The sequence below is a fragment of the Nocardia sp. NPDC041819 genome (assembly GCF_055590505.1).
Genome location: NZ_JBVJAP010000001.1, coordinates 1,117,219 through 1,139,494, shown reverse-complemented (window position 1 = coordinate 1,139,494; position 22,276 = coordinate 1,117,219). Strand labels below are relative to the sequence as shown.

Here is a 22,276-nt window from a genome sequence, read left to right as displayed (position 1 = left end):
CCGGGAACGTGAGATTCCGTCATCGGTGCCCGGATTCTCCCTCCCGGCGCGACAGCCCGCTGGCGCGCAGCACCCGCCGCGCGATACCCGCGCGGATGGACTCGTCGGTGCCGATGATCCGGACGTGCCTGCGCGCCCTGGTGATCGCGGTGTACAGCAATTCCCGGGTCAGCAGGGTCGATTCGGGCTCTGGCAGGACGACGGACACGGTGTCGTACTGGCTGCCCTGACTGCGGTGAATCGTCATGGCGAACACGGTGACCACCGCGGGGAACTGCGTGGGATGCACCAGATACGGTTCGCTGCCGCGTTGCAGCGCCGCACGCAGCGAACCGTCGGGCATGCGCACGACGACGCCGGTGTCGCCGTTGTAGATCCGCGCCTCGTGATCGTTCGCGGTGACCAGCAGCGGTTGTCCTGGATACCACGGCCCTTGGTGGGCATCGGGGCCCACTCCCCCGGCGGCGGCCCACTCCGCGGCCATCCGGTCCCAGCGCTCGACGCCGAACGGCCCCTGCCGGTGCGCGCACAACACGCGATGCGATTCGAGCGCGCTCAACGCGCCCGCCGCGTCGCCGTCGAGCGCGGCGGCGGTGACCGCGCCCGCGGCACGCACCACGTCGGCGCGCACCGCGGTCAGCTCGTCGGGCACGCCGAGCGACAATTCGTCGCCGCCCGCCCGCAACAGCTCGAGCGCGGTGTCCGCGTCCCCCGCGCGCACCGCCACCGCCAGGTCGGCGATCCGGCCACCGAACCTGCGGCCCCTGGTCAGCCGGACGATGCCGCCGCGCAGGCGGGTGCGCTCCAGCGTGGTCAACGCCTCGGCGTGATCGGCGGTCGTCTCCGGTCCGAGGATCTCGTCGAGGACGGGATTCGGAGTGGCGGCGACCGGTCCGGCGACCAGGTCGGCCAGTACCGCGCCGGCGTCGACCGAGGCGAGCTGGTCCGGATCGCCCACCAGGATCAGGCGGGTGTCCGGGCGCAGCGCGGCGAGCAACCTGCTCATCATGGTCAAGGAGACCATCGAGGTCTCGTCGACCACGAAAACGTCGTAGGGCAGCCGGTTGAACTCGTGGTGCTTGAACCGGGTGCTGCGTCCCCGCTGCCAGCCGAGCAGCCGGTGCAGGGTGGCGGCGGTGAGTTCGGGCAGTCCGAGCGAGACGGCTTGCTCGCGCACGGCTTCCTGGAGGCGCGCGGCCGCTTTGCCGGTCGGGGCGGCCAGCGCGATGCGCAGGGCGGGCAGCTTCGGCTCGGCGGCGCGGTGCGCGGACAGCAAGGCGATGATCCGCGCGATGGTGTGGGTCTTGCCGGTGCCCGGTCCGCCGGCCACCACGGTGGTCCAGTGCGTCGCGGCGAGCGCGGCGGCCAGCCGCTGGCGGTCCGGCGCGGTACCGGCCTGCGCGTCGAACAACCGGTCCAGCTCGCGTCGCACGATGTGCGGATCGACCACCGGATGGTGCGCGGAGCGCTCGGTGAGTACCCGCCGGATCGTCTGCTCCTGCCGGTAGTAGCGGTCGAGGTAGAGCAGCGGGCCGGAATCGCCCGCCCCCTGGGATTCGACCAGCCGCAGCGGACGCAACGGGCCCGCGGGCCCGCCGAGCACCAGCGGGCTCACCCGCAGCGCGGCGACCACCGCCGGGATGTCCGGCCACGGCAGCGTCGCCGGATCGACGCCCGCGTCCCAGGTCTCGTCGGCGTCGACGCCGATCTCCCGCATCCGGTGCAATTCCAGGCACACCGAGCCGGAACGCACCGCGCGCACGGCCAGCGCGGCGGCGAACAGCACCGGCTCCGACGATTCCCGGCCCAGTCGGCCCAACCGCAGCGCCACGTGCACGTCGGCCGCCGACAGCACGCCCGCCTCGTTGAACGTGCGCAGCAGCCCGGTTCCCCGCTGCGCCACCTGGATCGAGGTCACTGCGCCGCCTCCCCGGCCAGCAGCGCCGACAGCGCGACGACGAGAGCGGCGGGTGGGTGCCAGTCGAAGACACCGCATCCGGCGGGGGTCTCCGGTCCGATCATGCCGCGCACGAACAGGTATCGAACCCCGCCGAGGTGCCGGGCGGGGTCGTAGCCGGGCAACCGCCAGCGCAGATACCGGTGCAACGCCACCGAATACAGCAGCGCTTGCAGCGGATAGTGCGAACGCAGCATCTCGGCGGCCATGCGGTCGCGGGTGTAATGCGCGACGGTGAGATCGCCGGTGCCCAGCCGGTTGGTCTTGTAGTCGACGACGACGAATCGCGGCTCCGCGCCGCTCGCGACGCGCAGCACGGCGTCGATGCTGCCGGTCAGGTAGCCGCGCAGCGGGATGTCCTCCAGCGCCGCCGCCAAGTCGGCGTACGGGAGCATGTCGTCGTCCGCCGGGAGATGCTCGCGCAGCAAGCCCGCGATATGCCGCAGCGTCGCCGAGCCCGCGCCGACGCGATCCCCGCCCGCCAGTGGCAATTCGAACTCGAGTTCGCTGAGGCGGTCGCGGGGGGCGATGTCGGCCAGGCAGCCGCCGTCGAGTGGGGTGCGCAGCACCGCCAGCAGTGCGGTGGCCAGCACATCCGGATCCATCTCGGCCATCAGCTCGCCCACCGCCTCGCGGCACCGGTCGCGCACCTCGGCCGCCAGATCCGGGCGGCCGGTGTCGATCCGCTCCAGGACGCCGTGCACCAACGTGCCGAACTCCGCGCCGTAAGGCAGCGCGTTCATCAGCGACGCCGCGCCCGCCGGTGCCGGCTCCGCGCCGAGCAGGGAGGTGCCCGCGGGCTCGTCGCCCGGCCCGCGCGGATCCTCCGGTTCGCTGTCGGGTTCCACCGGCGCGGCCCCGTGTGCGGACGCGGTCAACGCCGAGTACGAGGTGCGCCGCCACTGCTGGTCCAGCACCCGGTCGAAGCGCGCGGCGGCCAATGCGCCCTGCCCTGGTGCGGTGCGCGCGCGCCGGATCTCGACGTCGCCGGTCCCGCCGACCGCCGTCACCGAGATCGCCGCTCCCGCGGTCTGCGCCCATGCCGAAAGAGACTGCGCGGCAACGGCATCCGCGGGCACCGCGGCGCGGTTGGCCACGACGGCGTCCCGATCGGCGCGGCCGAAGACCATCCGGTGCAGCGGCGACGCCGCGGTGGAGATCGCGGGGGCCCACCACGCGACGATCTGGCACATGGCCCGCGTCAGCGCGACGTACAGCAGCCGCAGTTCCTCTCCGGCCTCCTCGGCCTCGCTGCGTGCCTTGCGTTCGGCGTATCCCGGGGCATCCGGACCGCCGACGTCCAGCACGCGGGTGCCGTCGTCGGCATGGAACAGCAACGTCGCCGGATAGGGATTCTTGGCGCTGTCCCAGGCGAACGGCAGGTAGACGACGGGGAATTCGAGCCCCTTGCTCGCGTGCACGGTGGCGATCTGGACGGCGGCGGCGTCCCGGTCGAGCCTGCGGCTGCGGTCGGCGACGGCGCCGGAGGCGGGATCGCGCACCCGGTCGGCCAGCCACCGCGTCAGCGCGGTCAGCCCGAGGCCATCGGTGAGCGCGACCTGATCGAGCAGTTGCGCGATATGCCGCAGGTCGGTGAGCTGCCGCTCCCCGTTCTCGACCGCCAGCAGCCGCTGCGCAAGGCCCGCTTCGGTGGAGATCTTCTCGAACACGGCCGCGAATCCCGCGCGGGCGAACAATCGCGCCGCCTCGCGCAACTGGGCACTGACCCGGCCGACCAGATCCGCTCCGCCGCTATCGATCTCGGCCGCTGTCACGCCGAACAGCGGCGTGCACGCGGCCAGCCGCACCCGGTCGCCGCGATGCGGCTGTTCCAGCGCCCGCAGCACCCACAGCCAGTCGGTGGCGCTGCTGGTGGCGAAGACGCTGATGCCGCCGGCCAGCACGGAGGCGACGCCCGCGCGGTCCAGCGCGGCGCGCACCACGTCGATCTGCGAGCGGGTGCGCACCAGCACCGCGATGTCGCCGGGTCCGATCGGCCTGCGCGCCGTCTCCCCGGGAGCGACCGACTCTTCGCCGGGAGAGGCGATTTCCGCTTTGGCATCCAGGAATACGCCGGATTCGAGCAGACGGACGATATCCGCGGCGAGATCGGCGGCGACCTCGGCGCGCATCCGCCCGACGGCCGGGAAGCCGGATTTGTTCAGCGGTCCCGCGCCGGTGCGCGGCAGGCACCGCACGCGCATCGGCGTGGTGAGTTCACCGGGTCCCGACAGCCGCGACCACCCCCTGGTCGGGGCGACCGGATACACGCGGATCTCCTCGTGCCCCAGCGCCGCACCGCCGTGCAGATGGTCCAGGGCGGCGAGCAGTCCCGCGTCGCTGCGCCAGTTCGTGGTGAGTTCACGACGGATGTCTGCGTGCGCGACCGCGTCCAGGTAGCTGAGCACCTCCGCGCCGCGGAAGGCGTAGATCGCCTGTTTGGGATCGCCGACCAGCACCAGGGTGGCGTGCCCGTGGAACGACCTGCGCAGAATGTCCCATTGCAGAGGGTCGGTGTCCTGGAACTCGTCGACCAAGGCGACCCGGTAGCGCGCGCGGATACGGCGGCACGCGCGCGGGCCGTGCTCCGGATCGGCGAGCACCTCGTGCAGCAGCACCAGCAGATCGTCGAAGTCGCGCAGCCCGGCCAGTCGCTTGCGGCGCTCGGTCTCGGCGCGCACGGCCCGCGCGAACGCCACGCGCTCACCGGCCGCGCCGTCGGGCACCAGCGCGGCGTGCCGGTCGCGCACCGCGGCCAGCGCCAGCGTGCGGCCCTCCTTGACCGAGAACGGTGGTTCGGCGCGGGCATAGCGGTGCAGATACAGATCGTCGACGACGGTGCCGACGAGGTCGTCGACGGTCTCCACCAGCCTGGTGCCCGGGTCGTGCTCGCCCGCGAGCCCGAGTTCGTCGAGCATGCGCTGGCAGAAGCTGTGTGTGGTGGCGATGGTGCCGGCGTCGAAATCCGACAGGGCGGTCAGCAACCGCCGCTGCCGCAGCCGGACCTCGTCTTCCCCGGCCTGCGCGAGATGGCGGACCAGCTCGTCGGCGTGCGCGCGGGCCGCTGCCGGGTCGGCCAATCCGGCGGCCACGGCGACGAATCGGTCGCGCGTGCGTTCCCGCAGCTCCTGGGTCGCCGCACGGCTGAATGTCACCAGCAGCAACTGGGATATGTCGATCCCGGCCTCCGCGACGTAGCGCACCGCCAGACCGACGATGGCGTGCGTCTTGCCGGTGCCCGCGCTGGCCTCCAGCACGGTCGTCCCGGTGGGCAGCGGCCCGTACGGCTCGAACGCGTCGGCGTCGAAAGCCGCCGCGTCGAAGGAGGTTTCCTGCACGGTCATGCGTGCCTCCCTCCTGCTCGGCCGGTGGTCACGCGGTCCGCGGCCTTCGCGCTCGCCCCGGCGGCCTGCCGCGCCGCACGGTCCCGAAGCGATTGTCCGAGCTGACATTCTGCCGCGCGCCCGTGCGTCCACCCGCGACCGACACGCGCCGGGGCGGTGTATTCCGGCGTTCGGCGCCGCATGGCGCCGAACCGTCGCGGGCGCCCGGCCGCCGCGTGTTCTGTCACGGCTGGCCCTGGTTTTCCGCGGCCAGCAGCGGGGCCCACATCCGCCGGGCAAGCGCACCGAAGCGGGTGCTCTCCCCCGGCTCGCCCGCGGCGGCGGGCGCGGCCATGAGGTCCTCCAGCCGGGGCGCCGGACCCCAGACGTAGCGCAGGTGACGGTCGGTGTGATCGCCGAACGGCCCCGGGCCGTTGGGGCCGCCGTTGAATTCGCGCTCCGCGGCGGCGATCGCGTCGTCGGTGCTCGCGCCACGGAGCCGGCGCTCGGCGTAGACCGCGGACGCGGCGGGCGCGACCGGCAGCGGTTCGGTCAGGCCCGCGTCGCGCAGCGCGACGAGCTGACGCAAGATCTCCCCGGCCACCGGCACGTCGGGCGCGGTGAGCTCGCAGCGCCAGGCAGGACGGCCGAACTGGCCGCGGCCGGTGCTCACGGCCCGCCAGGACCGATCCTCCGTGACGGTCAGCGCGAGCAGCGAAACCCACGCCGCGATCCGGTGTTTGGGAGCCAAGCGGGAAAAGGTGGTGCGGACCAGGGTGTCGCCGCGCACTTCGGGCACGGTGCCGGTGAGCCGTCGTCCGTTGCCCAGATCGACCGCGATGTCCACCGCGCGCGCCTGGCCCGCGTAGTCCGCCTGCGCGGCGCGCACCAGCCGGTCCACGGTGTGCTCGACCTCGTCGAGCACGGCGGCGCCGAATCCGAAGGGCGGCAGGGTGCCGCGCCGCCACTCCGCCGCCCGCAACCCGGCCGCGTCCGCGCCGGTCAGGCGGGCCGCGAGCAGGCGTTCGCCCAGCTCCCACTTGGCCAGGCCGTCGAGTTCGATGGGCAGCCGGTCGGCGATGTCCTCCTCGTGCTCGGGCACCCGCAGGCCGAGACGCTGCCACAGGAAGGCACGCACCGGGTGCTCGGCGAACGAGATCAGATCAGCCAGCGCGACATCCGCCGCGTCGGCGGCGGGCAGCGGCGCGGGCAGGAACGCGGGCCGCGGTTGTGCGGGTCCGTCGGCCGCGCACGCGCCGGCCAAGGCCGCGGTGTCGAAGCTGAACGGCTGATCGGCCCGGAAATTCCGGCGATCGAAGGACTGCAGTGGATGCCGCGTCACCACCCCCGGCATCGCCGCGGCGCCGGCATGAGCGCGCAACGCGTCCAGCAACTCGGCGACCGGAACGGCGGGCGGGCGGTGCGCCCCACTGACCGGATCGGCGCCGGTGTGAAACACCAGCAGTGCGTCCCGCGCCGCGAGGATCGCGTCCAGCAGCATCTGCCGGTCCTCGCTGCGCGGATCCCGTTCGCCGAGCAGCGGTTCGCGGGCCAGCACGTCGTCACCGTCCGCCGCGCTCGCGCGGGGGAACATCTCGTCGTCGAGGCCGAGCAGTACCACCACCCGGTGCGGCACCGACCGCATCGGCACCATCGTGCAGACGGTCAGCTCACCGGTGCGGAAATTGGCCCTGGTGGGACGCGCGGCCAGCCGCGAACGCAGCAGCACACCGACATCGGCCAGCCGCAACGACACCTCGCCCGCGTGGTCGGTGGCGGCGGCGAGTTCCTGCCTGGCCTCGGTGCGCACCCATGCCTGCGCGTCCGGTACGTCGGTCAGCAGATCCAGCGCACGCCCCAGCGCCGCCGCCCATTCGTGCGCGGGCCGGGGGCCGCGCAGGTCACGCAGGCACACCGCGAGCCGGTCGATGAACTCCGCGAAGCGGCCGGCCAGGTCGACGTCGTTGCTGTCCACGTCGTCCAAGGGCAGTGCGAGATCCAGCCAATCGTCCGAGGTCTCGCCCGCGGTGACACCGAGCAGGATCCGGTCCACCGCGCTGTTGAGCGTGTTCTGCGCGAAATCGGCGAGGCCGAACGCTTGGCGCTGCCGCTGCCCGATGCCCCACCGCGCTCCGGATTCGGCCGCCCACTCGCGCAGTCGTTCGATATCGTCGTCGTCGAATCCGCAACGGCGCCGGACGGTCTCGGCGGCCGCGAGGTCGAGCACCTGGGTCACCGTCACCCGGCCGTCGGCCAGCTCGAGCAGCGCTGCGATCACCGCGAGCAGCGGATTGGTCACACCGCGTCCCCGATCGGCCAGGCGCACCCGCAGCCGGTGCGCCGGATGTTCCGAGTCGGCCTGCGCCTCCGGCGTCCCCGAGGTGCGCTGCCCGAACGCCGCGCGCACCAGCGGCGCGTACGCCTCCACCTCCGGGCACATGATCAGCACGTCCCGCGGCTCCAGTGTCTCGTCGGCCGCGAACAGCCCGAGCAGGCATTCCCGCAGCACCTCGACCTGCCGTGCGGGGCCGTGACACGCGTGCACCTGCACGGTGCCGTCGGCGGCGGCTTTCCCCGGCACCGGCGGCCACCGGTCGTCCCGGATGCCCCGTTGCAGCGCACGCAGCAGTGTCGCGGGCGAATCGTTCTCCGCGACACCGTCTTCGGATCGATCGGAGATGCTCGGGTGATAGGTGTCGGAGCCGGTGGCGGCGGGTACGGCCAGCCGCTGCTGCAACTCCCGCACGTCGCGGGCCAGTCCGGCCAGCAGCGGGTGGGCGACCGCCGTGACGCTGCGGTCCTCGGCCCGGGTGCGGGCGGTCGGCAGCTCGCTCAGCGCCGACCAAAGGACCGGGCTGGGATGCACCAGCCACAGGTGGACGTCGCGGCCCGCGGCCAGCGCCGCCAAGACGGCGAGCTGGTCGCTGGGCAACCGGGTCACGCCGAACAACGACAGCCGCGGTGGCAGCGCGACCAGATCCGGCCGGGCCCGCAACCGCGCGCAGGCGGTTTCGAGCCGCTCGGCCGGACTCGGCGCCCCGATCGCGGCGCGCAGCCCGCGCCACAGCATCGGCTGCCAGAGCAGGTCGTCGGGCATCGGGGTGCCCGTCCCGTCGGTGTCCGAGCCCGCCGCCCACTCGGTGATCAACGCGGGCCGCTGGGCGGCATAGCTGTCGAACAGCGCGGCGATCCGGGCCGCGGTCGCATAGCGCCGACCGGCCCGGTGCTCACCGGCCGCGGTGCCGCGTGCGCCGAGGTGCCTGGCCAGAACCGCGCACCACGGCTCGGACAGCGACGCATCGATCACCCGCAGCAGTGACCACACCGCCCGCTCCTGCGCCCACGGGTCCTCCGTGGGCGCGACCTCGCTCGCCGCGGCCAGCACTTCGGCGACCAGCGCCGCGGGCGAGGGAAACGCGACGTTCGCGCACACGCCGTCGCCCGAGCCGTCCGCGCCGAGCACCCCCGAGAGCGTCTGCGTCAGCCAGCGCTCCACGCCTTTCGCGGGTACCGCGACCACCTCGGCAGCGAAGGGATCCGCCTGCGGCGAGGCCAGCACCCCCGCGAGCACCCGGGCGAGCACGTCGGCGCGCTCGGCACGGTGGATGTGCAGCGGCATCTGCGCCCTCTCGATCGATGGTGTCCGGCTGCGCTGGCCTCGGACTTCGTGCACGTTTATACGCCCAGCGACCGACGCGCAACTGCACCGCCCCCATCCGGACGCCAGTGAAATAGACCACACGAGAACGGATTACTCCGCCGTGTCACGAGGGGACCGCCGCGGCGATGTGCGACAGTGCTGCACCGGGGAGGTAAGAGTTGCACCGGGGCGGAACGAGAGAGCTGCACCGAAAGGCTGGTTCGCGTTCATGGATGCGATGGTGATTCCCCTGGTCCCGAGAGGCGGATTCACGGTCCGCCGGATCGGTGACCGCTGGGAGCTCGTCAACTCCCGCCACTACGGGCGCACCGTCGTCCTACACTCCTGGCCCCGGGATCGGCACACCGAGGCGTTCGAGCACTGCTACCGGCTCAACGGACGCACCGTCGAAGAACTGCGCGCCGCCTTCCGCTGACGTGCCCTGGCCAGCGGTGATGGGCGAATTACACTGCGGCGCAAGCACCCGGACCGGGCGATAGCACACCCTGGACCCCAGCTCAAGACGTGCGTCCGGACCCGGGATGTGCGATCGTGGTCCCTCGTGCGTTACCCGTCCCCCGCCACCCGAACCGTTCCCCGCGTGGCCGCCTCCGCCTGTCTCCTCGCCGCCGCGGCGATCATCGCCCCGAGCCTGCCCGCCGCGCTCCCGATCGCGGGCGCGACGCCGCTCGCGCACACGCAGGGCTGCCTGCCCGGCTTCGACTGCGATCTGAGCAGCCGCATCGCCAAAGCCGACGCCTACCTCAACAGCAGGCCCGGTGTCACCGGCTACGTCCTGCGCGACCGGGTCTCCGGCGGCGTCTACGCCAACGCCAACGCCGAGAACGCGGTCTGGACCGCGTCCACCATCAAGCTCGCGATCGCCGCCGACCTGCTCAACCGGGCGCGCGTCGGCGCCATCAACCTGACCCCCGAGGATCGCGGGCTGATGGAGGGAATGCTCGCCACCTCCAACGACGGCGCCGCCGACCTGCTCTGGACCAAGTACTCGGGGATCGACCGGATGGCGTTCAACAACGCCTTCCGCGCCAACGGGATGAGCTCGCTGGTTCCGCAGCCCACCAACACCGCGCTGTTCCCGGACTGGTCGTTCCAGAAGTGCACCGCCGCCGACCTCGACCGGCTGATGGACCACATCCTCAACCACATGCACCCCGACGACCGCAACTACCTGGTCGACCGGATGCGCGCGGTGGACTCCAACCAGCACTGGGGCGTATGGGGCGCGGGCGCGAGCATGCGTCCCGGGCTCAAGAACGGCTGGTCGGCCGAACAAGGCGGCTGGGTGGTCAACTCGGTCGGTTTCGCGGGACCGGGCGAGCGCTACACGCTGGCCATCATGAGCTCGCTGGGTGACGCGGGCGGCTACACCGAGGGTGCCGAGACCGATACCGAGCTCGCGAAGATCCTGCTCGCAGGCCGCTGACCCGGCCGGTCCGGTCGCTCAGGCGGCCGCGCGCCTGCGCAACGTCATCGGCGCACCGTCCCTGGGGAAGGGAATCGTGGTGAATCCCCAGGGCATGCGGTATTCGTCGGGGATCCGCCACTCGTATTCGCGCACCAGGGCGGCGGTCACCGTCTTCACCTCGAAGGTGCCGAAGTGCATCCCGATGCACTTGTGCGCGCCCGCTCCGAACGGCATCCAGGCCAGGCGGTGCGACTTGTCCTCGCGCCGCTGTTCGCCGAACCGTTCCGGATCGAAGCGCTCGGGCCGGGTCCACAGTTCGGGCAGCAGGTGATTCACCTGGTAGGCGAGGTCGACGGGGGCGCCGGCCGGGATGTAGTGACCCGCGATCTCGGTGTCGCGCACGGCGCGGCGCGACAATCCGGGAACCGGCGGCATCAGCCGCAGGCTCTCCCGGACCACCAGATCCAGGTCGCGCAGCGCCTCCAGGTCCGCGATGGCGGGCGCCGCGTCGCCGAGGCGCGCGTCCATGTCCAGCACTTCGGCGCGCACCCGCTGCTGCCAGTCGGGGTGCTTGCCCAGGTAGTAGGCCACGGCGGTGGCGGTCGTCGTGGTGGTGTCGTGCGCCGCCATGATCAAGAAGATCATGTGGTTGACCACGTCCGCGTCACCGAAGACGCCGCCGTCTTCGCTGCGGGCGTGGCACAGCCCCGAGAAGAAGTCCGCCGATTCCGCGCGGCGCTTCTGCGGCAGCATCGCGGTGAAGTAGTCCTCGAGCACTCTCCTGCCGCGCAATCCGGCCCGCCAGTGGCCGCCTGGTACCGAGTGCCGGATGATGGAGAGTCCCGCGTGGGTGCAGTCGACGAACGCGTCGATCAACTGCCTGCGCCGGGGCCCGACGTCGGCGGCCATGAAGCTCTCGCCCGCGATGTCGAGGGTCAGCTCCTTGATCGTCGGATACAGCCGCACCGTGCGTTCGGCGTCGCGCTCGCGTGGCACCCAGCGTGCGATGCTCTCCCGCACCACCGGGGTCAGCGCGGCCAGGTGCGCCTCGAGCCGGTCCCTGGTGAACGCCTGCTGCATGATCCGGCGGTGGAATTTGTGCTCGTCGAATTCCAGCAGCAGCAGGCCACGGCGGAAGAACGGGCCGATGAAGTAGTCCCAGCCCTGGCCGAAGTCGCGGCGGCGGTGGCCGAGCACTTCGTCCAGCGCGTCGGGTCCCGCGACCAGCACCCGGTCCACGCCGAGCGAGCTGTTCAGGGATACGGGTCCGTACCGGCGGTAGCGCTCCATCATCTCGGCCGGACCCCAGCGCATGTAGTGCAATGCCCGGCCCAGGTAGGGCAGTCCGGCATCGCCGCGCACCGGCTGGGCGTCGCTGCCCCTCGGCGGGGTGGCCAGCACCTGGCGTCGTTCCGGCAGCAGTCCGAGCGCCCGGTCGATCAGATGGCCGTGCGGGACCTCGATCAGCGCGATGTTCTCCGAATCGGCCTGCACGCTGCGCTTTCGGCCGACCGCACGGTCACCGGCGACCATGGCAATCCTCCCTGGACGACAGTTACCATCCTAGGCTCTCGACCTCGTCCGCTCGGCCGATTCGCCTCGCGCCGATCCTCCCCGCCCCGGCCCGGCGGCGGGGAGCAACACGCCAGGAACGGGGATCTCGCCGTGACGCTGCCCGGCGCGGCGGCTACGGTTTAGCTGTCAGGAATCGCCGCCGGGGACGACCCCCAAGGTCCATCGAGGAGCAGCACGATGAGCACTCAGACTGTCGAGAACGGCCGGCACCGGGTGGTGGTGATCGGCTCGGGCTTCGGCGGCCTGTTCGGCACCAAACACCTCAAGCGCGCCGACGTCGACATCACGCTGATCTCGAAGACCTCGACCCACCTGTTCCAGCCCTTGCTCTACCAGGTGGCCACCGGCATCCTTTCGGTCGGCGAGATCGCGCCCGCCACCCGGCTGGTGCTGCGCAAGCAGAAGAACGCGCAGGTGCTCCTCGGCGAGGTCACCGATATCGACCTGACCCACAACACCGTGACCTCGCGCCTGCTCGACCAGGACACGGTCACGCCGTTCGACAGCTTGATCGTCGCGACCGGCGCCCAGCAGTCCTACTTCGGCAACGACCGGTTCGCCACCTACGCACCGGGCATGAAGACCATCGACGACGCGCTGGAGCTACGCGGCCGGATCCTCGGCGCGTTCGAACAGGCCGAACTCGCGACCACCCAGGAGGAGCGCGACCGGCTGCTGACCTTCGTCATCGTCGGCGCCGGACCGACCGGCGTCGAGCTGGCCGGGCAGATCGCCGAGCTGTCCGACCGCACTTTGGAGGGCACCTTCCACAACATCGATCCACGCGACGCGCGGGTCGTGCTCATCGAGGGCGCCGGCGCGGTGCTCGGGCCGATGGGGCCGAAGCTCGGCGGCAAGGCCGAACGACGACTGGAGAAGATGGGCGTCGAGATCCAGCTCAACGCCATGGTGATCGATGTCGACGCGTTCGGCGTCACGGTGAAGGACTCCGACGGCACGATCCGCCGCATCGAGTCGGCGTGCAAGGTCTGGTCGGCGGGTGTGCAGGCCAGCCCGCTGGGCAAGATGATCGCCGACCAGTCCGACGGCACGGAGGTCGACCGGGCGGGCCGCGTCGTGGTCGAACCGGACCTGACCGTCAAAGGCCACCCGAACGTCTTCGTGGTCGGCGATCTGATGTCGGTGCCGAATGTCCCCGGCCAGGCGCAGGGCGCCATCCAGGGCGCGACCTACGCCGCCAAGCAGATCAAAGCGGGCCTGAAGGGCCAGACGCCGCAGGAGCGCAAGCCGTTCAAGTACTTCAACAAGGGCAGCATGGCCACCATCTCGCGGTTCAGCGCCGTCTGCCAGGTGGGCAAGCTCGAGTTCGGCGGGTTCATCGCGTGGCTGGCCTGGCTGGCGCTGCACCTGTACTACTTGGTCGGCTACCGCAGCAGGATCATCACCGTCATCCAGTGGTTCGTCACCTTCCTCGGCCGCAGTCGCGGTCAGATGGCGGCCACCGAACAGTGGGTCTTCGCCCGGCTGGCCTTGGAGGCGATCAGCAACGGCGACGACGAGGACGCCGAACAATTGGCCGCCGCCCTCGGCACCTCCACCAACAGCCGGGTCGCCGTGGACAAGGCGCACACCGACGCCAAGGCCGGCTGACCGGTGTAGTCGCGCGCTCGACCAATCCAGGTCGCCGACAGATCCGAATGTGAGGCGTCGACGTCTCCTTCGGATGAAAGGTGATCTATGGGCACAGGCAAGCACCGAGCACCCGCACCGCATCGGCCGAAGCTCGGCTCCATCGTCGCCGCGGGGACGGTTCCTCTCGTTCTCGCGCTGGTGGGAACCGGTACGGCGAACGCGGAGCCCGATCACCCCGCTCCGGTGACCAGAACGGATTCCACCGAGCAGGCCCAGTGGCCCGCGGCCGAGGCGCCGAACGTGCGCCCGTACGAGGGTCTGCGAATCCCGGACGACGTCCTGAGTTCGTTGCAGTGGGCACGTCCGTTGCCGGATCACCAGTACCTGGCTCCGGTGGAAGGGCTGCACGCTCCCGTTCCGGTCGCCCCGGTGCCGCCGATCGCGCCGCCTTCGGGCAAATTGCGCTTCGGTGACGTGCAGGTCGACGCACCGGAGTGGCTCTACCGGGAGCAGGCGATCCAGATCAACGACAGCTCCGCGATGGCCGAGGCCAATATGGCGACGTTCCTCGATTCGATCGGGATGGAGCGCACGAGGTCCGACCGCGTCGCCGGGCAGACCATGGGCGCCGCCGCGATCGGCGCGGCGGCGGGCTTCGTGTTCGCCAGCCCGTTCGCGTTGTTCGGGGCGGCCATGGGCGGGGGCCTCGGCCTGGCCATCGGTCTGCCGTTCGCGCCGATCGGCCTCGCCGCGGGCCCGGTCGGCGCCGCTTATGGTGCGGCCCTGATGGCCGCCCCGCTGTCCGCCATCGGCGCGGGCATCGGCGCGGGTCTCGGGGCGGTACACGCACTCAGCGCGCCTCCGCGGGCACTCAGCGCGCCTGCGCCGGGGGCGGAGGCCACCGAGCCGGCTCCGGAGGCCACGGAGCCGGTTCCGGAGGTCGCCGAGCCGGCTTCGGAGACCGCGGATACGGCCAACGGCTGATCGGATGACAGTTCCGAGGAGCGAGCCGAAAGGGTGGGAGCCCGACGACGCTGTCGGGCTCCCACCCCTTCTTTCTCCATGTCTCGGGTGGGCTACACCTGTCCGAGACGAAATCGACAGACTGCACGGTCTGTTCATCAGACGTTCAGCAGCGCCCCGGTACGGGTGAACAAGCTGCCACCCGCCGCCAGCGGCAGCCGGGACTGCGTCAAACCGGTCGTCGCCGCGGCGCGTTCGTCCGGATAGACGAGTTCGCTCTCCAGAGCCCGAGGCGCGGACAGCGCGTCGTCGGCCGGTGTGCCCGCGCCCAGCGCCAACCGGTGGCGCAGTAGCGGCACGTCGTCCACGTCGGCGATCAGGTCTCCTTGCCACTCGCCGCCGTCCTCGCCCGCGCGGCCGACCTGGACACGTTCGCGCATGCGCAGCCGGGCACCGGAGGCCAACCGAATCGTGGTGACCGTGTGGTGGCGCGCGCCACCGGCGACGATCATCGGCTCGGGATCGAAATCCAGCGCTCCCCCGCTACCGACCTCCAGGTGCCAGCGTCCGGACGACAGCAGCGTCGCCGCGCCCGGTAGCGCGAGAGTCGCCGCGACGGAGCGCACCACCAGTTCTGCGCCGGGCGCGACCACGATCGCGATGTCGAGTTCGTCCCCGCCCAGCGGTGTGGCGGCGGTGCCGATCAGATGGACCGTTCGCGGGCCCGTGCGGCGGGCCGACAACCCGCCGCTCGCATGGATCTCCGGAAGGGCCGCCGGGTGGGCGACTATTCGTAATTCGGTGCGCACCGGCGGCGCTCAGTGCGCGGCGGCGGATTCGTCCGCGCGGTCCCGCTCGGCGACCGCGCGCAGCTGCTCGCGCACCCAGGCCAGCACCGGTGTCGCCGCGGGATCCTCGGTGAGCGAGACGAGCACCGTCGGCCGGTCCGCGCGCACCCGCGCCGCGTCGCGCTCCATCACGCCGAGATCAGCGCCGACCAGCGGCGCCAGGTCGGTCTTGTTGACCACCAGCAGGTCCGAGAAGGTCACGCCGGGGCCGCCCTTGCGCGGAACCTTGTCGCCGCCCGCCACGTCCACCACGAAGATCTGCACGTCGATCAGGCCGGAGGAGAAGGTCGCGGTCAGGTTGTCGCCGCCGGATTCGACCAGGATCAGATCCAGCGGCGGGTTGGCGGCGACCAGGTCCTCGATCGCGTCGAGGTTGGCGGTGATGTCGTCGCGAATGGCGGTGTGCGGACAACCGCCGGTCTGCACGGCGGTGATCCGCTCGTCCGGCAGGACCGCGTGCCTGCGCAGGAAATCGGCGTCCTCGGTGGTGTAGATGTCGTTGGTCAGCACCGCCAGCGACAGTTCGTCGCGCAACTGCCTGCACAGCGCGGCCACCAGCGCGGTCTTGCCCGAACCGACCGGGCCGCCGATGCCGATGCGAAGCGCCTCTCCGGGCGTGCGGGTCCGTTTCGGCCGATCGTGACCGTGGTCGTGCGGCTCACCGTCGATCAGATGCGGGGGCATGGCGCGGTCTCCTTCTTCCTGGGCTTCAGCTCGCGAACAGGGGCATGTCGCGTTGCCGATGGCGCTCGGCGAGCACGTCCTGCAGCGGATCGGACATCGCGGCTAGACCGGTCACGGCCTCGGCGGCGACGCGGTCGCACAGGCCTGCCAGCCGGATCGTGCACGCGGCGATCGCGGCGGGATCCAATGCCAGCAGCCGCTGAGCGGCGGTGGCGGCGCCGGTCAGGGTCGTGTAGACGACCACGCCCGCGATTTCCCGGGGCGGCACCGAGGCAGCCGCGCCTGCCATGCCGAAGACCGTGGACAGATGCGGCGTGGTGCCCAGCGGCGACCAATCGTGTCCGGGCCAGAGCTGTTTCGCCAGGCGCAACAGGCCACGGCCCTGCGCGCGCGATGCGGCCCGCGCAGCGGGGGCCGGTGTGCGCGCGTCGGCTTCCGCCTCGGCGCGCGCCGGATCCAGTTCGCCCGCGCACACCGCCGCGGCAAGCGAAGCGGCCACCAGTCCCGCCGTCCGGATCCGGCGGCGCAGATACAGCTCCACCGTCGCGGCGTCGCGGACCGAGCCGGACGCGACGGCTTCTTCCACCCCGCCGGAGTGCACGTGACCGCCGATCGGCAGCCGGGAGTCGGCGAGCGCGAGCACCATCGTCAGGCCGGACGCAGCCGGACCGGTCGCAGTGGATGCACGCACCGGTCGATCCTATGTCCCGGCGGGCCGAGCGGACGTCCCGGTCGTCACGGATCAGCGGCGGAAGGCGCGTTCCATGAGGCGCTGGGCGCGGCCGCGGGTCAGGTCGGTCCACGCCTGCACCGGGGCCGACCACCACGGGGCGATCTCCCGCGGCTTGGCGGTCACCGCGTGGCAGACCAGGTCGGCGGCCTCGTCCACGGTCAGCCCGGGGACACGGCTGAAGTCGGTGGGCGCGCTCATCCTGGTGTGCACGAGCGGCAGGTAGATCGAGGTGGTGGTGACACCATCGCGGGCCACCTCGGCCGCGACACTGCGCAACCAGACGTCGAAGGCGGATTTCGAGGCGCCGTAGGCCGCCCAGCGCGGCGCGGGCGGCATGCGCACGCCCCAGGTGGACACATTGACGATATGGCCCGCTCCGCCGGCGCGCATGGCGGGCAGCAGCGTGAGCAGCAGGCGCACCGGGCCGAGGTAGTTCACATCGATGGTGCGGGTGAAATCGTGGAAACGGTCATAGGACTCCGCGATCGGGCGGCGGATCGATTTGCCCGCGTTGTTGATCACCACGTCGAGGCGGCCGTGCTCGTCGAGGAGCCTGCGGCCGAGCCGTTCGACGGCCTCCATGTCCGTCAGATCGGTGGGGTAGGCGTGCGCGACACCGCCAGCGGCGGTGATCTCCGCGGCCAGCCGGTCGAGTTCGTCACCGGAGCGGGCCACGAGCAGGACGATCGCGCCCGCCGCGGCCAGCTTGCGCGCACTGGCCTTGCCTATGCCATGCGAGGAACCGGTGACCAGCACGATCTTGCCGCCCACCGCGGCGCGCAACGCCTGCTCGCGCGGCCGTGACGTGGGGTACAGCAGCCGCGTCGCCACTCGTTCGGTGATCGGCCTGCCGTTGCTCGAGGCCCTGGCGTGGTTCACGAAACCGACTGTAGGCGTCGATCAGGGCGGCCACCTGCCGTTCGGGCGATCAGTCCGTGCGGGACCTGTCCCGTATGAGCTGCGGCAAGTCCTGGCGGGTGAGGTAGGCGGCGATGCTCAGGCCGCCATCGGTACGCCGGACCAGGAAATCGCTGGAGAGCTCGAGGGCGGCGGCGTCATCGAGGGTCATCCTCCAGTGCGCCGAGGTGAGCCAGTAGTGGCCGCCGAGTTCGACGGTGGACTGGGTGACCAGCGTTGCGCGCGAAGCCGTCAGCCCGCGGACACGGGCGCGGGCGGCGGCGAGGAATTCTTCGCGGGTGACGCACCGGCTCGTCGAGGGTGTGACGACCAGGATCTGCGGGTCGAAAAAGCCGGGCAGCGCGTCGAAGTCGGATGCGGAGACACAGTCGTCATAGCGGCGCAAGAATGCCTGGACCATCTCGATGTCGAGCCCGGAGGGGCGACTGCCGAGCGCGGGATCATGCGAAAACATGACATTTAATTTTATCACGGGCGACGTACGGCTCCCGGACGGCGCGCCGGTGCGCTCGAGCATTTCTACTCACGCGCCCGGTAGCAGCAGTGTGCTCGAATGTAGGTTCTACGGAGAATCTTTCGCCGGGGCCGCGCTCCGGCATATCAGTCGAGGGGGAACGTCGTGTCGACGCCGGACACGCAGGTCTCGATCGCCCAATGGATCGCACGCGGGCTGGCGATCGTGGTGCTGGTCCCGATCCGCCTGCTGTGGGAGGGTATTCGCCTGCTGGGCCGCGTCACCGGAGCGGCGCTCGTGTACGTCGCACGGCATCTGCTGGTTCCGCTAGCCGAACTGATCTGGCACTGGATGCTGCGGCCCGCGTGGATCTTCGCGAAGGACTTCTTGTGGGGCTGGGTGCTCCAGCATCTGCTGTGGGGCTTGGTGCTCACGCCGTTGGCCTCCCTCCTGCTGGATTACCTGCTGCGGCCGCTGCGGCGAGCTGTGGAGATCTTCCTGTGGCGCAGGGTGATTCGCCCAGCTGGGGCTTGGCTGCTGCGGTGGGTGGTGTCCCCGATCGTCTACGCCGTCGCCTGGGTGTGCCGCTACACCGTCGAATGGCTGATCGTCTGGCCCCTGTCTCGGTTATGGCGTTGGGTGCTCCGCCCGCTGTGGAATGTGGTGCGCGCGACCGCGCGGTACGGGTGGAAGGTGGCCGCTCGCATCGTGAGCGTGCTCGTGGTGATGCCGTGCCGGGCGGTGTACCGCTTTGTGCTGCGCCCGACGTTCGCCGCCTTCGCTGTTGTCTGGCACGCGCTGGTGGTGCGTCCGGTCCGATGGGTGCACGGCACGATCGTCCGGCCGATGAACCGCTGGGCGGCCGAGGTCGTGGCGGCGGTGTTCGGCCGCTGATCCCGGCCACGCGGCTCAGCGCGGTCCGGGCGAGGCGAACCGCGCGATCAACGCCATCGCGGTGAGCGCCGTCGCACCGACGGCCACCGCGACGTGCATGCCGTCGACGAAGGAGCCGCGCGCCGCCTCCACCAGCGCCGCGTCACCGGCGGCCTGCTGGATGGTCTCGCCGAGCGTCCCCGCGTAGTCGCCCCCGGACCGGAAGATCAGCGCCGCGAGCGACCCGAGCAGCGCCAAGCCCAGCGCGTTGCCCAGCTCGAAACTGGTCTCCGAGATGCCGACCGCCGACCCGGCCCGCTCCGGCGGCACCGAGGACACCGACACCTCGGACACCAAGGTGAACGCCAGACCGTAGCCGATTCCGGCGATCGTGGACCCGGCCAGATACCACCCCAGCCCGTCGTGCGCGCCTACACCGAGCAGCATCAGGTTGCCCGCCGCGGAGGCCAGCAAGGCGAACACGAAGGTGGCACGAGCGCCGAAGCGATGTCCGACCCGGGCGCCGCCCACCGAGCAGACGAAAACGGCGATCGCCATCGGAATGCCGAGCACCGCCGCGGCCAGCGGCGTCCGCCCGGTCACCGACTGCAGGTAGACGCTGGTCAGATAGCTCAGCCCGGCCAGCGACATCATCCCGGTCAGACTGGCGCCGATGGCCACCGAGAACTGGGGCCGGGCGAACAATCGCAGGTCGAGCAGAGGTTCGTCGAGCCGGCGCTGCCTGCGCACGAACACCGTCAGGATCACCACGCCGACCAGCGCGACGACGATCGCCCGCGCGTCGATGCCTTCGGTCGCGGCGTGTTTGATGCCGTACACCACCGGCAGGATGCCGCCGATCGACAGGGCGACGCTCGGTAGGTCCAGCGGGCCCCGCACACCCGCCCGGTGTTCGGGCAGGACGAACGGACCGAAGGCGAGCAGCACCAGCAGCACCGGGATGTTGATGAGGAACACCGAACCCCACCAGAAGTGGTGCAGCAGTACGCCACCGATGATCGGCCCGACGGCAGAGCCTCCGGCGAAGAACGCCGTCCAGACGCCGATCGCGGCGGCTCGCTCCCGCGCATCCGGGAACAGGCTCGAGATCAGCGCCAGGCTGGACGGCAGCAGCGTCGCGCCGCCGATGCCCATCAGTGCTCGCGCCGCGATCAGCACGCCCGCGCTGGGCGCGAACGCGGCGATCACCGACGCGATGCCGAAGACCGCGGCGCCCACCAGCAAGATGTTGCGCCGCCCGATCCGGTCACCGAGATTGCCCATGGTGATGAGCAGTCCCGCGATCAGGAAGCCGTAGATGTCCAGGATCCACAGCTGCTGGTCCGCCGACGGGTCCAGGTCGAGCGTCAGGATCGGCATCGCGAGGAACAGCACCGAGATGTCCATCGACACCAGCAGCACCGGCAGCAGCAGCACCGCGAGGCCAAGCCAGGCGCGGCGCGAGCCGGTCGTGGACGGTGCGGTCCGCACCGGCTGCACGTCTGTCATCGCCGAACATCCTCTCGCTGGCGCGTACGTCGTACGCATGACTCCGGGTACAGTGTACGCATGCTGCACCGCGCCGCCATAGTCGATACCGCGATCGAGCTCGCCGACGCCGAAGGCTTGGACGCGCTGTCCATGCGGCGCATCGCCGAACGGCTCGGGGTCGGCGCCATGTCGTTGTATCGCCACGTCGCGAACAAAGACGAACTGCTCGCGCTGATGACCGACGAAGTGGCCCGGCGCAATCCGTACCCCTCTCCCGAAGGACAGCGGTGGACCTGGCGCGACCGGGTTCGCATCGCCGCCGAGATCGACTGGGCCCTGTACCGGCGGCATCCGTGGGTGCTGCTCACCTTCGCCACACCGCGCTACAGCTTCGGGCCGCAGAGTCTGGCCTGCCTGGCCTGGTTGGTGGACGGCTTCCTGGAACTCGGCGTGTCCACCCGCGAGGCGACCGGCATGTCCTTCTCGGTGTGGAATCACATCTCCGGAGCGACGCTGCCGGAGATCAGCGCGGATTTGATGGCACGCAAAGGCATGGACCCCGGCGGGGACAACGGGCTGCGGACGCTGTTGAACGGCACGGCGCAGGATTCGATCCCCTCCGCCCTGACCGATCTGGCCGGCAGCGGTGTGCGCCACTTGACGCAGGAGGAACTGCTCTACGACGGACTCGAGGCGCTCTGCGACGGATTCGAGGCCAGGGCCGCGCGCCGCGATCGGTTGACCTCGACCTGAGTTGATGTTGCAGGCTGGCCGGCGACCACCTCACGATCAAGGAGCCACCGTGCACGCCATTCGCCTCCATGCCTTCGGCCCGGCCGAGAACTTGCGCTACGACCTCGTACCCGATCCCATGCCGGGCCCCGGCCAGGTCCGCATCGCGGTGGCCGCCGCCGGTGTGCATCTGGTCGATACAACGCTGCGCAGGGGCGAGGCCGGGCCGTTTCCCGCGCCCGAGCTGCCGACCATCCCCGGGCGCGAAGTCGCGGGCACGGTGGACCGCCTGGGCGCGGGCGTGGCCGCGAGCCTGCTGGGCGCGCAGGTGGTGGCCCATCTCGGCGCGGTGCCCGGCGGATACGCCGAACTGGCCGTCACCGACGCCGCCCGGCTGCACGAGATCCCGGCGAACCTGGACGCGGCGCAGGCGGTGGCGATGATCGGCACCGGGCGGACCACCATGGGAATCCTCCAGTTCACCGAACTGAAGCCCGGCAGCGTCGTGCTGGTGACGGCCGCGGCGGGCGGCATCGGCACCTTGCTCGTGCAGTACGCGAAGAACGCCGGAGCCACGGTGGTCGGCTTGGCCGGTGGACCCGCGAAAGTGGATCGGGTGCGCCGCAACGGCGCCGACCTGGCGGTGGACTATCTGTCGCCGGACTGGCCCGAGCGGGTCCGCGCGCGCGTCGGCGACCACGGGACGAACGTGCTGTTCGATTCCGTGGGCGGCGACGTCGCCCGCACCGGCATCGATCTGCTCGCACCGGGCGGGCAGCATCTGGTCTACGGCTGGTCGGGCAAGTCGGCCGCGGAGGGACCGGTGCGGCTTTCCGCCGAGGAACTGGCCGAACGCGGCATCACCTCGGAGATGGTGATCGGCCCGCCGATGTCGGCGCGTGCAGGCGGCGATCTGCGCGTGCTCGAGGACCGCGCCATGGCCGAGGCGGCCGCAGGCCGGCTGCGCCCCGCGATCCATCGCTTCGCGCTCGCCGACGCGGCCGCCGCGCACCGCGCGCTGGAGACTCGCGCGACGACCGGCAAGGTGGTGCTGGAGCCCTAG

17 protein-coding genes are annotated in these 22,276 nt (G+C 71.4%); 7 read left to right on the top strand and 10 right to left on the bottom strand.

The features are described from left to right. Window positions 1-19: 19 nt before the first annotated feature. The 3 genes from recD to recC all read right to left on the bottom strand — a co-directional run bounded on the left by recD (window position 20) and on the right by recC (window position 8,899). Window positions 20-1,918, bottom strand: coding sequence for an exodeoxyribonuclease V subunit alpha (gene recD, locus ACZ6DL_RS05435; protein WP_466049150.1), 1,899 nt, complete (start codon window positions 1,916-1,918; stop codon window positions 20-22). Next, window positions 1,915-5,301, bottom strand: a complete 3,387-nt coding sequence (locus ACZ6DL_RS05430) for a UvrD-helicase domain-containing protein (protein ID WP_466049149.1) — start codon at window positions 5,299-5,301, stop codon at window positions 1,915-1,917. Before ACZ6DL_RS05430 ends, recD begins: the two co-directional genes overlap by 4 nt. A gap of 223 nt (window positions 5,302-5,524) precedes the next feature. Further along, entirely contained in the window at window positions 5,525-8,899 is a 3,375-nt protein-coding gene (recC, locus tag ACZ6DL_RS05425) for an exodeoxyribonuclease V subunit gamma (protein ID WP_466049147.1), read from the bottom strand. Window positions 8,900-9,158: 259 nt separating this feature from the next. Here recC and ACZ6DL_RS05420 point away from each other — a divergent pair, with 259 nt between their 5' ends. Together ACZ6DL_RS05420 and ACZ6DL_RS05415 are read left to right on the top strand one after the other, a co-directional pair. Then, window positions 9,159-9,356 carry a hypothetical protein gene (locus ACZ6DL_RS05420; RefSeq protein ID WP_245660045.1) on the top strand — a complete coding sequence of 66 codons (198 nt, stop codon included), beginning with the start codon at window positions 9,159-9,161 and terminating at the stop codon, window positions 9,354-9,356. 165 nt (window positions 9,357-9,521) lie between these two features. Next, window positions 9,522-10,367: a serine hydrolase gene (locus tag ACZ6DL_RS05415; protein WP_466049146.1), complete on the top strand. Its 846-nt coding sequence runs from the start codon at window positions 9,522-9,524 to the stop codon at window positions 10,365-10,367. An 18-nt stretch (window positions 10,368-10,385) separates the two neighbouring features. Here the strand turns inward: ACZ6DL_RS05415 and ACZ6DL_RS05410 are convergent, their stop codons facing one another. Continuing rightward, the gene (locus tag ACZ6DL_RS05410; RefSeq protein WP_466049145.1) at window positions 10,386-11,882 is read right to left on the bottom strand and encodes a cytochrome P450; all 1,497 of its coding nucleotides are present in this window, start codon (window positions 11,880-11,882) and stop codon (window positions 10,386-10,388) included. A gap of 219 nt (window positions 11,883-12,101) precedes the next feature. Here ACZ6DL_RS05410 and ACZ6DL_RS05405 point away from each other — a divergent pair, with 219 nt between their 5' ends. Both ACZ6DL_RS05405 and ACZ6DL_RS05400 read left to right on the top strand, forming a co-directional pair. Further along, window positions 12,102-13,535, top strand: a complete 1,434-nt coding sequence (locus ACZ6DL_RS05405) for an NAD(P)/FAD-dependent oxidoreductase (RefSeq protein ID WP_396978719.1) — start codon at window positions 12,102-12,104, stop codon at window positions 13,533-13,535. A gap of 87 nt (window positions 13,536-13,622) precedes the next feature. After that, entirely contained in the window at window positions 13,623-14,501 is an 879-nt protein-coding gene (locus tag ACZ6DL_RS05400) for a hypothetical protein (RefSeq protein ID WP_466049143.1), read from the top strand. A 137-nt stretch (window positions 14,502-14,638) separates the two neighbouring features. Here the strand turns inward: ACZ6DL_RS05400 and ACZ6DL_RS05395 are convergent, their stop codons facing one another. From ACZ6DL_RS05395 to ACZ6DL_RS05375, 5 genes are all read right to left on the bottom strand, one after another. Then, complete coding sequence (locus ACZ6DL_RS05395; RefSeq protein WP_466049142.1) at window positions 14,639-15,289, bottom strand: urease accessory protein UreD; 651 nt, start codon at window positions 15,287-15,289, stop codon at window positions 14,639-14,641. Window positions 15,290-15,298: 9 nt separating this feature from the next. Further along, a complete protein-coding gene (gene ureG, locus ACZ6DL_RS05390) occupies window positions 15,299-16,012 on the bottom strand; it encodes an urease accessory protein UreG (RefSeq protein WP_393229452.1) in 714 nt (237 codons plus the stop codon). 25 nt (window positions 16,013-16,037) lie between these two features. Then, on the bottom strand, window positions 16,038-16,658 hold the full coding sequence (locus tag ACZ6DL_RS05385; protein WP_466049571.1) for an urease accessory protein UreF: 621 nt from the start codon (window positions 16,656-16,658) through the stop codon (window positions 16,038-16,040). 96 nt (window positions 16,659-16,754) lie between these two features. Next, a complete protein-coding gene (locus ACZ6DL_RS05380; RefSeq protein WP_466049140.1) occupies window positions 16,755-17,624 on the bottom strand; it encodes an SDR family NAD(P)-dependent oxidoreductase in 870 nt (289 codons plus the stop codon). A 49-nt stretch (window positions 17,625-17,673) separates the two neighbouring features. Next, window positions 17,674-18,117 (bottom strand): DUF4440 domain-containing protein, encoded by a 444-nt coding sequence (locus ACZ6DL_RS05375; protein WP_466049139.1) that lies wholly within the window; start codon window positions 18,115-18,117, stop codon window positions 17,674-17,676. A 165-nt stretch (window positions 18,118-18,282) separates the two neighbouring features. Between ACZ6DL_RS05375 and ACZ6DL_RS05370 the strand changes: the two genes are divergently transcribed. After that, the gene (locus tag ACZ6DL_RS05370; protein WP_466049138.1) at window positions 18,283-19,011 is read left to right on the top strand and encodes a hypothetical protein; all 729 of its coding nucleotides are present in this window, start codon (window positions 18,283-18,285) and stop codon (window positions 19,009-19,011) included. 15 nt (window positions 19,012-19,026) lie between these two features. Here the strand turns inward: ACZ6DL_RS05370 and ACZ6DL_RS05365 are convergent, their stop codons facing one another. Further along, window positions 19,027-20,499: an MFS transporter gene (locus tag ACZ6DL_RS05365; RefSeq protein WP_466049136.1), complete on the bottom strand. Its 1,473-nt coding sequence runs from the start codon at window positions 20,497-20,499 to the stop codon at window positions 19,027-19,029. Window positions 20,500-20,559: 60 nt separating this feature from the next. Between ACZ6DL_RS05365 and ACZ6DL_RS05360 the strand changes: the two genes are divergently transcribed. Continuing rightward, entirely contained in the window at window positions 20,560-21,234 is a 675-nt protein-coding gene (locus tag ACZ6DL_RS05360; RefSeq protein WP_466049135.1) for a TetR/AcrR family transcriptional regulator, read from the top strand. A gap of 49 nt (window positions 21,235-21,283) precedes the next feature. Continuing rightward, entirely contained in the window at window positions 21,284-22,276 is a 993-nt protein-coding gene (locus tag ACZ6DL_RS05355) for a zinc-binding dehydrogenase (protein WP_466049134.1), read from the top strand.